Source organism: Amycolatopsis sp. NPDC004772 (genome assembly GCF_053601215.1).
Window position 1 is genome coordinate 26,028 of the sequence record NZ_JBSGBK010000021.1, and the last position, 11,980, is coordinate 38,007.

At 71.6% G+C, this 11,980-nt stretch carries 13 protein-coding genes; 8 read left to right on the plus strand and 5 right to left on the minus strand.

Going from position 1 to position 11,980, the window contains the following annotated elements; translation table 11 throughout:
- Window positions 1–16 precede the first annotated feature (16 nt).
- The 6 genes from ACWEF6_RS15420 to ACWEF6_RS15445 all read left to right on the plus strand — a co-directional run bounded on the left by ACWEF6_RS15420 (window position 17) and on the right by ACWEF6_RS15445 (window position 4,438).
- Complete coding sequence (locus ACWEF6_RS15420) at window positions 17–1,477, plus strand: PH domain-containing protein (protein WP_449683572.1); 1,461 nt, start codon at window positions 17–19, stop codon at window positions 1,475–1,477.
- Between the two features lie 77 nt (window positions 1,478–1,554).
- A complete protein-coding gene (locus tag ACWEF6_RS15425; RefSeq protein ID WP_449683513.1) occupies window positions 1,555–2,247 on the plus strand; it encodes a family 16 glycoside hydrolase in 693 nt (230 codons plus the stop codon).
- Window positions 2,248–2,369: 122 nt separating this feature from the next.
- The gene (locus ACWEF6_RS15430) at window positions 2,370–3,155 is read left to right on the plus strand and encodes an IclR family transcriptional regulator (protein ID WP_449683514.1); all 786 of its coding nucleotides are present in this window, start codon (window positions 2,370–2,372) and stop codon (window positions 3,153–3,155) included.
- A 31-nt stretch (window positions 3,156–3,186) separates the two neighbouring features.
- Window positions 3,187–3,690: a GNAT family N-acetyltransferase gene (locus ACWEF6_RS15435; protein ID WP_449683515.1), complete on the plus strand. Its 504-nt coding sequence runs from the start codon at window positions 3,187–3,189 to the stop codon at window positions 3,688–3,690.
- 134 nt (window positions 3,691–3,824) lie between these two features.
- On the plus strand, window positions 3,825–4,022 hold the full coding sequence (locus ACWEF6_RS15440; RefSeq protein WP_004561810.1) for a hypothetical protein: 198 nt from the start codon (window positions 3,825–3,827) through the stop codon (window positions 4,020–4,022).
- Window positions 4,022–4,438, plus strand: a complete 417-nt coding sequence (locus ACWEF6_RS15445; protein WP_449683573.1) for a VOC family protein — start codon at window positions 4,022–4,024, stop codon at window positions 4,436–4,438. The genes ACWEF6_RS15440 and ACWEF6_RS15445 overlap by 1 nt, the downstream gene beginning before the upstream one ends.
- Before the next feature lie 218 nt (window positions 4,439–4,656).
- Here the strand turns inward: ACWEF6_RS15445 and ACWEF6_RS15450 are convergent, their stop codons facing one another.
- Window positions 4,657–5,925, minus strand: coding sequence for an aminotransferase family protein (locus ACWEF6_RS15450; protein ID WP_449683516.1), 1,269 nt, complete (start codon window positions 5,923–5,925; stop codon window positions 4,657–4,659).
- Window positions 5,926–5,958: 33 nt separating this feature from the next.
- Window positions 5,959–7,140 (minus strand): CaiB/BaiF CoA transferase family protein, encoded by a 1,182-nt coding sequence (locus ACWEF6_RS15455; RefSeq protein ID WP_449683517.1) that lies wholly within the window; start codon window positions 7,138–7,140, stop codon window positions 5,959–5,961.
- 172 nt (window positions 7,141–7,312) lie between these two features.
- Here ACWEF6_RS15455 and ACWEF6_RS15460 point away from each other — a divergent pair, with 172 nt between their 5' ends.
- Window positions 7,313–9,232, plus strand: a complete 1,920-nt coding sequence (locus ACWEF6_RS15460; RefSeq protein WP_449683518.1) for an NPCBM/NEW2 domain-containing protein — start codon at window positions 7,313–7,315, stop codon at window positions 9,230–9,232.
- On the opposite strand, the gene ACWEF6_RS15465 is transcribed toward ACWEF6_RS15460, so the two are convergent.
- Entirely contained in the window at window positions 9,222–10,208 is a 987-nt protein-coding gene (locus ACWEF6_RS15465; RefSeq protein WP_449683519.1) for a helix-turn-helix domain-containing protein, read from the minus strand. The genes ACWEF6_RS15460 and ACWEF6_RS15465 overlap by 11 nt on opposite strands.
- Before the next feature lie 119 nt (window positions 10,209–10,327).
- Between ACWEF6_RS15465 and ACWEF6_RS15470 the strand changes: the two genes are divergently transcribed.
- Entirely contained in the window at window positions 10,328–10,522 is a 195-nt protein-coding gene (locus tag ACWEF6_RS15470) for a hypothetical protein (protein ID WP_449683520.1), read from the plus strand.
- Here ACWEF6_RS15470 and ACWEF6_RS15475 read toward each other — a convergent pair.
- A complete protein-coding gene (locus ACWEF6_RS15475) occupies window positions 10,497–11,189 on the minus strand; it encodes a GntR family transcriptional regulator (RefSeq protein WP_449683521.1) in 693 nt (230 codons plus the stop codon). The genes ACWEF6_RS15470 and ACWEF6_RS15475 overlap by 26 nt on opposite strands.
- A 4-nt stretch (window positions 11,190–11,193) precedes the next feature.
- Window positions 11,194–11,979, minus strand: coding sequence for an SDR family NAD(P)-dependent oxidoreductase (locus tag ACWEF6_RS15480; protein WP_449683522.1), 786 nt, complete (start codon window positions 11,977–11,979; stop codon window positions 11,194–11,196).
- Between the last annotated feature and the right edge of the window lies 1 nt (window position 11,980).

An 11,980-nucleotide genomic window follows, 5' to 3' on the forward strand; every position in this document is an offset into this window, starting at 1 on the left:
CCACCTCGACCGGCGCATGCTGCTCATCCGCCCGGTGCTGGACCTGGTGAAGTCGCTGCCGGTGCTGCTGGGCGCGCTGCTGTTCGGCCACGGCGAACCGTGGCAGTGGATCGGTCTCGTGTTCACCGCGATCGCCGTGTTCACCGGCGTCTCGCACGTGCTGACCTCCCGCTACCGGATCACCGAGGCGCAGGTCGAGTGGCGTACCGGGCTGCTACAGCGCAAGCACCGGGCCATCCCGCGCGACCGGATCCGCACGGTCGACGTCACCTCGGAACCGAAGCACCGGCTGTTCTCGCTGGCCGCCGCGCGGATCGGCACCGGGCGGCACTCGCACGGCAAGGGACCGGGCAAGGACGAGCTCGTCCTCGACGCCGTCACCATCGCCGAGGCCCAGCGGCTGCGGACGCTCCTGCTGCACCGCAAGGCCGAGGTCGTTTCCGAGGAGGCCGCCGCGCCGCCGGAGCAGCTGATCGCCGCGGTCGACAAGCGGTGGCTGCGGTACGCGCCCTTCACGCTGTCCGGGCTGGCCGTGGTCGGTGCGGCGGTCGGCACGGTCTACCACTTCGCGCACGAACTGCACTTCGACCCGATCCAGTTTTCGCTGGTCCAGGCCGTCGTCGGGCACTTCGCCGACACCCCGGTGTGGCTGAGCCTGGTGCTCGCCGCCGTCGGGCTGCTGGTGCTCGTCTCGCTGCTGTCGGTCGGCGGGTACGTCCTGTCGTTCTGGAACTTCCGGCTCACCCGGGAGCCCGCCGGCACGCTGCACATCCGGCGCGGGCTGATCACCACGCGGTCGGTGTCGATCGAGGAGGACCGCCTGCGCGGCGCCGAAATCCGCGAGCCGCTGCCGCTGCGGCTGGCCGGTGGCGCCCGCTGCGTCGCCATCGCCGCCGGCCTGCGGGAGGGCAAGAGCGCGGACAAGGGCGGCAGCCTGCTGCTGCCGCCGGCGCCGCTGGCCCGCGCGCACGAAGTCGTCGCCCGGGTGCTGGGTGAGGACCCGGCCGCGACGCCGCTGGTGCGCCACCCCCGCCGGGCGCTGTACCGGCGGCTGTCCCGGGCCGTCCTGAGCGTGCTGCTGCTCGCCGCGGCGCTCTACGGCCTGGCGTGGCTCGGTGCGCTGCCGGACTGGCCGTGGCAGGTCGCGCTGGTGCTGGTGCCGGTCGCCGCGCTCGTCGGCTGGGACCGCTACCGCGGCCTCGGCCACGCCCTCACCGGCCGGTACCTCGTGACGCGGTCGGGTTCGCTGGACCGCGGCACGGCGGCCGTCCGCTGCGACGGGATGACCGGGATCGTCGTCGAACGCTCGTACTTCCAGCGCCGGGCCGGGCTGGTCACGCTGATCGCGCCGGTCGCCGCGGGCAAGGGGAAGTACCAGGTGCTCGACGTCGGCGAGGCCGACGGGCTGGCGCTCGCCGACCGGGCCGTCTCCGGCCTGCTGACGCCGTTCCTCGCCGGTGACCGGGACCGTGGTTGACGCCCGGCCCGGGCCGCTCCTAACGTGAAAATCCGCCGTCCGAACCCTCGATTCGCGTTCGACGAGAGGACGGCAGGATGTTCCGGAAGCTTCTCGGCGTGGTGGCCGCGGGGATCGTCGCGGCTTCGGTCCCGACGCCGGCCGCGGCGGCCGAAAACCCTTACGGTGACCCGAATCTGGTCTCGATGTTCGACGGAACCGACCTGAGCGCGTGGACGTCGTCAAAAGCCGGGCTCTGGTCGGCGAAAACCGGCGTCATCCACGGCAATGGCACCGCGCGCGGCTGGTTGTACTACAACAAACAGCAGGTCGGCACGTTTCGGTGGATATTCAATGTCCGGCAGGTCAAGGGCAACCACAAACCGACCGTGCTGATCTGGGGCACCACCGACCCGATCCGCGACGCACTGAGCGCCATCCAGTTCCAACCGCCGAACGGGGGACATTGGGACTACCGGCCGGGGCACAACAACGGCGGCGGGAAACTGTTCCGGCAACTGCCGCACACCACCATCGACATCAAGAAGTGGGCCCAGTGCGAACTGATCGGCGACGCCGCCACCGGGGTCGCGCGGATGGCCTGCTGCCCGCTCACCGGCACGGCGATCACCTGCAAGGGCGTCGAAGTGCTGCAGTTCACCGACCGGACGGCCGGGCGCGTCGGCCCGCTCGCGCTGCAGGTGCACAACTCGGGGATCCAGGACGAGTACCGCGGCCTGTACGTCGAGTCACCCGTGGTGACGAAACCGGGCGAGTTTCTCACCATGTGATGTCCGGTGCGCCCGGCGATGGCCCTATTCCGGGCCATTGCTGGCCTTCCTTTCACACTACGTGCTAATTTATTCACCCCGTGTGATAGCGAAGGTCGTTTTTGTCTCACCGAGAGGTCACGATGACGCCTGCCGTCAGTACCGTCGACGGTTCCGCCACCACTTCCCCCCGCCGCACCCCGGGTGCCAGCAGTTCCCGCAAGGTCCTCCAGTTGCTGCTGGCCTTTTCGGAGCGCCGGTGGGAGGCGAGCGTCGCCGAGCTGGCCGCGACGATCGGCACCCCGGTGGCGACGACCTACCGGTACGTGGCCCTGCTCAAGGAGCTGCAGCTGCTCGAGGAGGGCCGGGCCGGCCACTACCACCTGACGAGCCAGGTGATGCCGCTGGCGCGGGCCGCCCAGCTCGCCAACGACATGGTGCAGCTGGCGCGGCCGGCCATGGAGGAGGCCGCGCGGGAGCTCGGCGAGACGGTGATGCTGTTCCAGCGGTTCGGCGACGGCGCCGTGTGCGCGGACCGCGTCGAGTGCGACCGCGCCATGCGGTTCACGTTCGAGCCGGGGCATTCGCTGCCGCTCGGCGTCGGCGCGTCCGGCAAGATGCTGCTCGCGCTGCTGCCGGAGATCGAGCGTGACCAGCGGTGGGCGTCGATCGTCGCGCAGCGCGGCACAGCGGTGCGTGACGAGCTGAAGCAGGCGCTGGAGAACCGGTACGCGGTCAGCTCGGGGGAACTCGACGAGGGCGTCTGGGCCTGTTCGGTGCCGGTGCAGACGATCGGCAGGCGGCCCACCGTGCTGAGCCTGGCCGGCCCGGCCGCCCGGATCACCGAAGAGGCCCGGCAGACGGCGATCACCGCCCTGCAGGAGTACGCGGTCCGCATCCAGCGGGCGATCGCGTCTTATTCGGTGTGAGAAATCCGCGCGGGCGCGTAGAACTACCCGGGTGATCCGTCTCGCGCGCCCCGACGACCTGCCCGCGCTCGTCGACGTCGAGCGGGAGGCCGGGGCACTCTTCCGCGACGTCGACATGGCGGCGATCGCCGACGAAGACCCGGGTTCGGTGGAGTCGCTGGCGGTTTTCCAGGCGGCGGGCCGCGCTTGGGTGAGCGTCGACTCCGCGGACCGGCCGGTGGCCTACCTGATCGCCGAGGTCGTCGACGGGTGCGCGCACATCGAGCAGGTGTCGGTCCGGCCGTCGCACGCGCGGCGGGGAATCGGCCGCGCGCTGATCGAGACGCTGGCGGAGTGGGCCCGTGCGCGCGGATTGCCGGCGTTGACGCTCACGACGTTCGAAACCGTGCCGTGGAACGCGCCGTACTACGAACGCCTGGGGTTCCGGGTCGTCCCGGAAGCGGAAATCGGCGACGGACTGCGCTCGATCCGCCGGGCCGAGATCGCCCGCGGCCTCGACGCCTGGCCACGGATGGCCATGGTTCGCCCGCTCTGACCTGGTCTTTTGCCTGTTGGTCCCCTAGTTGAGGGAGAGAGTGGCGCGGGCGGTCGAACATGTGTTCTACTGTGCCTTGCCGGTCCCGGAGGGGGAAGCTCCGAGGGCCGGCCCACCAACTTCGGGAGGCAGTCGTGGCGGTCAAGATCACCCACCTGACGAACGGCCAGCAGGTCCGGTTCGCCAACGCGGACGGGGCCCGCCGGTACGCCGAGATCATGGGCGGCGGCGTGGACAAGTGGCGCTTCACGGTCGTCCCCGAGGACCCGATGCTCCGGAAAATGTCGGACTCGGTCGTTAACGTGCCGGTATGGCGCATGACTTCCAGGTAGTGGTGGATTCGGCCGACCCGCACGTGCTCGCCGACTGGTGGGCCGAGACGCTCGGCTGGTCCGTGGAACCGACGGACGCGGACTTCGTCCGCGAGATGATCGCGAAGGGGTACGCGACGGAGGAGGAAACCCGGACGTACCGGGGTTCGCTGGTGTGGAAAGCGGGAGCGGGCATCCGGCACCCGGACTCGCCACCGGAGGGCCCGCCCCGGCGGATCCTGTTCCAGGAGGTCCCGGAGGCCAAGACGGTGAAGAACCGCCTCCACCTGGACGTGTGGGTGGGCGCGGACAACGTCGAGGAATCGGTCGAGAAGCTGAAGGCGCGCGGCGCGGAGTTCCTGTGGCGAGGCCGGCAGGGGCCACACAGCTGGGTGACGATGGCCGACCCGGAGGGGAACGAGTTCTGCGTTTCGTGAGCCCGGGGCCGGGATGAGGCTAGGTCGGCGGCGGGCTGGGGGCCGCCGCCGACCTTGGTGAGTTCCGGTTCCAATCACGCCAGTCCCGCGCCGGGACACGCCAGTCCCGCGCTGGATCACGCCAGTTCCGCGCCGAAGCACGCCAGTCCCGCGCCGAAGCACGCGGGTTCCGCTCAGCCGTCACCAGCACAAGCGTCGCGAACAAGTCATTCGCGACCTCACACCTGCGCCGCCAGGCGGTCCAGTGCCTTCGGCAACGCCGCCGCCAGCAGATCCAGCTCCGGCTCCGCCGCCACCAACGGCGGTGACACCGCCACCCCGCGCCCGAGGTTGCGGACGATCACACCCTCGTCGCGGCAGGCTCGCTGGAGCTTCACCGGTGCCCCCGGGTCGGCGTCGAGCAGCTCTGCGCTCAGCTCCACCGCCGCCAAGAAGCCCAGGCCCGCCCGTACCTCGGCGACCAGCGGATGCCCCGCCACTCCCGATACCGCGTCCGCCAGGGGTTTCTCCAGCTCTCGGCCGCGCGGGATCAAGCCGTCGCGCTCGTAGATGTCCAGCGTGGCCAAGCCCGCCGCGCACGCCACCGGGTGCCCCGCGTACGTCGGGCCGTGGCGGAAGATCGGGGCTCCCGGTGCCCCCGTGAAGAACGGCGATGCCACCTTCGGCGCCACCACCAGCGCTCCCAGCGGGATCGTTCCGCCCGTGATGCCCTTGGCCGTCGTGATCATGTCCGGCCGCACCGGCCACCGGTCGATCCCGAACCACGTGCCCAGCCGGCCCCAGGCCGCGATCACGCAGTCCGCGACGAACAGCACCTCGTGCCGGCGGCAGATCGCCGCCACCTCCTCGAGGTAGCCCTCCGGCGGCAGCAGCACGCCGCCCGCGCCGATCACCGGCTCGCAGAAGAACGCCGCCACCCGCGACGCACCCACGCGCTCGATCTCCGCCTCCAGCGCCGTCGCATCGTCATATGCCACGTGGGAAAACGAAGGCGGCTGCGGGCCCACACCCGCCGCGTTCGCCGGGATGCCGCCCACCGCCGTGCCGAAACCGTGGGTTCCGTGGTAGCCCTGCGCCCGGCCGATCACGTGGACCTTCTCCGGCCGCCCCGTCTGCGCGAAGTACGCGCGGGCCAGCTTCACCGCCGTGTCGATGACGTCGCCGCCGCCCGAACCGAAGAACACCTTCGACCCCGGCTCCGGCGCCAAGGCCGCCACCCGGTCCGCCAGCTCGATCGCCGGGCGGTTCGCGTTGTAGCCGAACAGGTTCCACGAGTCGAGCTCACCCAGCTGGCGGGAAACCGCTTCGGTGATCTCGGGACGGCCGTGGCCGAAGTTCGCGTACCAGAGCGACGCCGTCGCGTCGAAGTACCTGCGGCCGGCGTCGTCCCAGATGTACGAACCCTCGGCCCGGGTGACGACCATCCGGTCACCGTCGACCGCGCCCATGTCGGCGAACGGGTGCCACAGGGCGTGCTGTGCTGCCATCGGTCCTCCTCAGTCCTGCCCCCATCCCTACCATCAGTCCAGGAACTCCGCGATCTCCTCGGGTGAGTACCCCAGCTCGGCCAGCACCTCCTCGGTGTGCTGGCCCAGGGTCGGCGGGGCGGACGTCGGCCGCGCCGGGGTGTCCGACGCCTTCACCGGGAAGCCCGTGCCCACGTACGTCCCCACCGTCGGGTGCGGCAGCCGGACCACCTGCTCGCGCGCGGCCGCCCACGGGTCCGCGTAGACGTCGTCGATCTCGTTGATCGGCGCCGCCGGGATGCCCGCCGCGTCGAACGCCTTCATCCACTCCGCTGCCGTGCGCGTCCGGAGCACCGGCTCCAGCAGCGCGTTCAGCTCGTCGCGGTGGGCGGCGCGCAGCGCGTTCGACGAGAACCGCGGGTCGGCCGCGATGTCCAGGCCGAGCACGCCGCAGAACGCGTGCCACAGCTTCTCGCTGCCGACCGCGATGACCAGCCAGCCGTCGGCGACGTGGTAACCCTGGTACGGGACGATGCTCGGGTGCGCCGAACCCATCCGGCGGGGGCGGGGCGCGTCGTAGAACACCGCACCCGCCGCGTACACGTGCCAGGCCAGCTGACTGTCCAATAGGGACACATCGAGGTACTGGCCGCGGCCGGTCGTGTGCCGGGCCTGCAGCGCCATCAGGACGCCGATGATCGCCCACGTCCCCGCGTTCAGGTCCGCCACCGGCAGCCCGACCTTCGCCGGTGCGCCGTCCGGCTCGCCGGTCAGCGACATCACGCCGCCGAGGGCCTGCGCCACCAGGTCGTACCCCGCGCGGTCGCGGTACGGCCCGGTCTGGCCGAACCCGGTGATCGACACGTGGATCAGCCGCGGGTTGAGCGCGGACAACGCCTCGTACCCGATGCCCCACTTCTCGAGCGTGCCCGGGCGGAAGTTCTCGACCAGGACGTCGGCGTCCGCGACCAGTCGCCGGAGCGCTTCCCGGCCGCGGTCGGTCTTGAGGTCGAGCACGATGCCGCGCTTGTTCCGGTTCGCCGCCAGGTAGTAGACGGCCTCGTCGCCGACGAACGGCGGGCCCCAGCCGCGGGTGTCGTCGCCGTGGCCCGGCGGCTCGACCTTCACCACGTCCGCGCCCATCTCACCGAGGTACTGGGTGCAGTACGGCCCGGCCAGGATGCGGGAGAGGTCGACGACCTTGATCCCGTCCAGCGGTCGAACAGCAGGGGGCATCGATGGCTCCTCGTCTCGGCGTCCGGTCCCTTTCTACCCGGGCGCGCCTCGGGAATTCACCCACTGCCCGCCGCGGGAGGCCACTCGTCCGGGGGCGGCATTTCTGCCCTGATGCCCGTTTCGGCCCCACGTCACCCTGGAGATCTTGTCCGCAGTCCCGGAGAGGGAACCCATGCGACGGTTCGGGGTCCTGCTGCTCACCCTCCTCACCCTCGGCACGGCGATCGCCGCCCCGGCCGCCGCCGACGAGCCGGTCATCGCCGCGAAGCCGCCGATGGGCATCTCGTGGTCCCGCGGCTGGAACCAGTGCCCGCGGATCGACGACGCCAAGGTCCGCGCGGCGGTCGACATGCTGGTCACCAGCGGCCTGAAGGACGCCGGCTACAGGTACGTCAACATCGCGGGGTGCTGGGCGACCAAGACTCGTGCGGCCGACGGGAAGCTCCAGCCGGACACCGCCAAGTACCCGGACCTGCCCGGGCTCATCGCCTACGTGCACGCCAACGGCCTCAAGTTCGGGCTGCACAGCGGCACCGGCGCGCTCGTCTGCGGCAGCGCCATGCCCGGCTCCCGCGACCACGAGGAACTGGACGCGCAAACGTTCGCGGCCTGGGGCGTCGACTACCTCGAATACGACACGTGCGGTGGCGAGAACGGCGTCGCGGCGGCCACCAGGAAGATGAGCGACGCACTCAAAGCCACCGGACGGCCGATCCTGCTCGCCATGATCGACACCTTCGCGGCGAACTACCGCCAGTGGGAGTGGGCCCCCGGCGCGGGCGCACAGACTTGGCAGCTCACCAGCGACCTCCCGGACAACTTCCCGTCCGCGATGCTGGCCGTGGACAAGCAGATCCCGCTGGCCGGGCACACCGGCCCGGGTGGCTGGAGCGATCCGGGCTACCTCAACTTCAGCATCGTCGACCCCTGGGTGCGGCGCGTGCAGTTCTCGCTGTGGGCGCTGCTGAACGCGCCGCTGATGCCGAACGAGTCGTTCCCGCTGGACACGATCGCCAACCGGGACGTGATCGCGGTCGACCAGGACTGGTCCGGCACGCCGGGACGCAAGGTCCGCGACCTGTCCGACGGCGAGATCTGGGCGAAGCCGATGTCCGACGGCTCGGTCGCGGTGCTGCTGCTCAACCGCGGCCCGGTTGCCCGGACGATCGCGTTCGACCTCGCGGAATCCGGCGTCGCGGCCGCGCCGGCCTACCGGGTCCGCGACCTGTGGACCGGCGTCGAGCTGACCAGCACCGGCACGCTGCGCACGTCCACGCGTGCGAACTCCGGGACTTTCTTCCGCGTGTGGCCTGGTCAGCCGTCCCCCACCGAACCGCTGGTCACGCTGGGTGTCGAGCTGCCCGAGGGGTTCCTGGCCGGCCAGGCGGTGCCGGGCACCGTGACGCTGACCAACGACGGCGACACCCCGATCACCGACGCGCGCTACACGATCACCGTGCCGTCCGGGTGGGCGCTGGACGGCCCCGCGCAGGTCGACGTCCCGCGGGTCTCCCCCGGGAGCACGGTGACGCGCGAAATCACGCTGCGGCCGACCGCGGCACCGGCCGCGAAGGTGCTGGTCGGGGTGAGCGGCGGCTACACGAGCGAGTTCGGCCCGCGGTCCGCGGCGGGCTCCGCCGAGGCACCACTGGTGACCGCGCCGGGCACCGGGACGACCTACCTCAGCACGCGGCCCTGGCTGTACTCGGAAAACGGGCTCGGGCCGGTGGAACGCGGCAGCGTGGCCAACGGGCGGGCGATGGCCGTCGGCGGCGTGGGCTACCAGCCCAACAGCGGGATCGGCGTGCACGCGCCGTCGGTGATCCGCCTGCACCTAGGCGGGGCGTGCAAGTCGTTCACGACCCAGTACGGCGTCGACGACGCGTCGGGCCCGCAGGCGACGGTGGCGTTCCGCGTGCTGGGCGACGGCCGCGAGCTGTTCGCGACGGGGATCGTCCAGCGCGGCACGAAACCGCAGAAGCTGACGGTCCCGGTCACCGGCGTGCAGCAGCTGGCCATCGCGGTCGACGACGGCGGTGACGGCTCGGCGGACGAGTACGCCGACTGGATCGCCCCGAACGTCAGCTGCTGACGGCTCCTTCGAGCAGCGCGACGGCCTGCGCGGTCCGTCGGTAGAACACGAACCGCCCGTCCCGGACCTTGGTGACCAGGCCCGCCCGGTGCAACGCGCTCAGGTGGTACGACACCGTGCCCGGGCTGTACCCGGTCCGGGACGCGAGCTCCGCCGTCGACCGCGCCGGTTCGAGGTCGGCCAGCAGCGCCGCCCGGGCCGCGCCGACGACCGGGGCGATCCGGCCCGGCCGGTGGTCGGCGCCCGTCCCGACGCCGTGCGCCGGGTAGCAGAGCACGACCTGGCCGGGGACGTCGATCTGGATGCTGGTGCCGGGCCAGCTGAGCACGCCCGGCGCGAGGACCAGCTCCCGGCCGGAGATGTCGGCCTCGCCGTCGAACGGCTTGACGACGGTGATCGCGTCGCCGGCCCAGCCGATGGTCGGGTGCAGGCTGCCGAGCACCCCGCCGACGCCGTGGCGGGCGATGGTCTGCGCGCGGTGGGTGATGTCCCGGTCGAGGACCGCCTGCAGGCCGGCCCAGTCCTCGGCCAGCGCGTCGCGCCAGAACCGGGCGAGGCCGTTGGCCAGGCGCCGCGGCATCGTCCCCGACTCGACGCTCCGGCGGGCCGTGACCGGCAGCGGTCTGGTCCAGTGGACCTGCGTGTGGCCCAGCACCTGGGTCTCGACGTCGTCCTGCGCGGTCGCCTCGATCCGGGCGATCTGCTCGTCGAGCAGGTCGCGGTGCCGGGTGGCCGTGCCCGGCTGCGGGGTGAGCAGGTCCGGCGTGTAGACCTCGCCGGGGCGCGGCAGCAGGTCCAGCAGCAGGGCGACGTCGGGGTGGGCGAGCGCCGCGCGGGCGAGCGGGCCGGGATCGCCGAACACCGGGTGCCGTCCCGCGTCGGCGGCGAGCTTCAGCCAGGCGAGGGACTCCGCCGCCAGCGACGGGGAAAACCGGGTCCTGGCCACCGTCTCGGCGTCGACCCCCAGCTTGAACACTTCACCGACGGTAGCAGCGAAGACGGCGGATTTGAACCGGCTCGAATCCTTTCCGGTCGGAGGTTCCCGCGGGGTTGAGTGGGCTGGTGTGCATCCGACGTGCGGGGACAGTCGCTGCCGTGGCCGCCGTGCTGCTCGCCTCCGTGCCGGCCGCCACGGCCCGTGCCGCCGATCCGCCCGCCCCCGGCTACCGCACGTGTTCCATCCTGCGCACGATCGCCTGGTACAGCTGGGTGGCCGGTCCCGACGGCCGGTACCACCTCGTCACGGTCCGCCGGCCGTACTCGTTCAGCGTGGTGTTCCCGGTGCGCTGAGCTCGAGCAGCCGGGCCTGGGCGTCCCGCAGGTAGCGGTCCAGCGCGGCCTCCGCGGCGTCGAACCGCCCGCCGCGCAGGTCGCGCAGGATCTGCTCGTGGCAGTCCAGGAACGGCTCGTAGAACTCGCGCGTGTTCTCGTTGAGCACGAAGAACAACCGGGTTTCGGCGAGCACCTGGCGCATCGTCGCGGACAGGCGTTCGCTGCCGGCCAGGTCCGCGAGGGCCTGGTGGAAGTGGATGCTCGCGGTGCCGACCGCCGGCCAGTTCTCGGCCGCCGCGGCCGTCCGGCCGGCCTGAAGCGCTTGCTCGACGAGTGACAGATCCACTGTGGACAGCTCGGCCGCGCGGCGCAGGGCTCCGCATTCGGTGGCGCGGCGCACGACGTAGAGGTCCTCGATGTCCTCTGTGGTCAGTTCGCGCACGAACACGCCGCGGTTCAGCTCGTGCACGGCCAGCCGCTCGTGGGCGAGCAGCTGGAACGACTCGCGCAGCGTGTTGCGCGAGACGCCGAGCGCCGAGCTGATCACCGGCTCGGACAGCCGTTCACCGGGGGCGAAGACGCCGTCGGTGATGTACTGGCGCAGGATGGCCGCGACCCGCTCGGCCGTGCCGCTGCGCTCGAGCAGGTGCCGCGCGCTCTCCAGCCCCGAGGCATCGACGGTCACGGCACTACCGGACGCCGAGGTCGAAATCGAGGCTGTACCGGTTGCCCGGCAGCGCCCCCGCGGCCTTGGCGCCGTCGATCGGCAGCACGACGCCGTTGACGAACCGGGACTCGTCGCTGGCTAGGAACACCACAGCCTTCGCGACCTCCCACGCCTCGCCGACGCGGGCCGCGGGTGTGCTCGCGACCAGCTGGTGCTGCTTGGTCTCGAACTCCTCCGGCGAGTTGAGCGTGCTGCGCAGCATGTCGGTGTCGATCGCGCCCGGGTTGACCGTGTTGGCCCGGATGCCCTGGTGCGCGTGCGCGACGGCGATCGACTTGGTCAGCCCGACCAGCGCGTGTTTGGTGGCGTTGTACACCGGGTCACCGGGGCGGCCCATCACGCCGCCGTTCGACGACGTCGTGATGATGCTGCCGGCCTTCTGCTCGATCATGTGCGGCAGCACGGCGCGGGTGCCGAGGAAGGCGGCCCGCACGTTGAGCGCGAAGATGTGGTCGAATTCGGCGAGGCTCGTATCCACAAGGGACTTCCCGAGGTGGATGCCGACGTTGTTGAACAACACGTCGATGCGGCCGGCCTCGGCGAGCACGCCGTCGACGAACGCCGCCACCGCGGCCTCGTCGGTGGCGTCCACTATGGAATGACGGTAGCCGTCGAGTGCTTCCGCGGGCTCGCGGATGTCGGACGCGAAGACCGTCGCCCCCTCGGCGAGGAACTCCTTCACCGTGGCGAGGCCGATGCCCCGCGCGCCACCGAAGATCACCGCGACCTTGCCGGCCAACCGACCCATG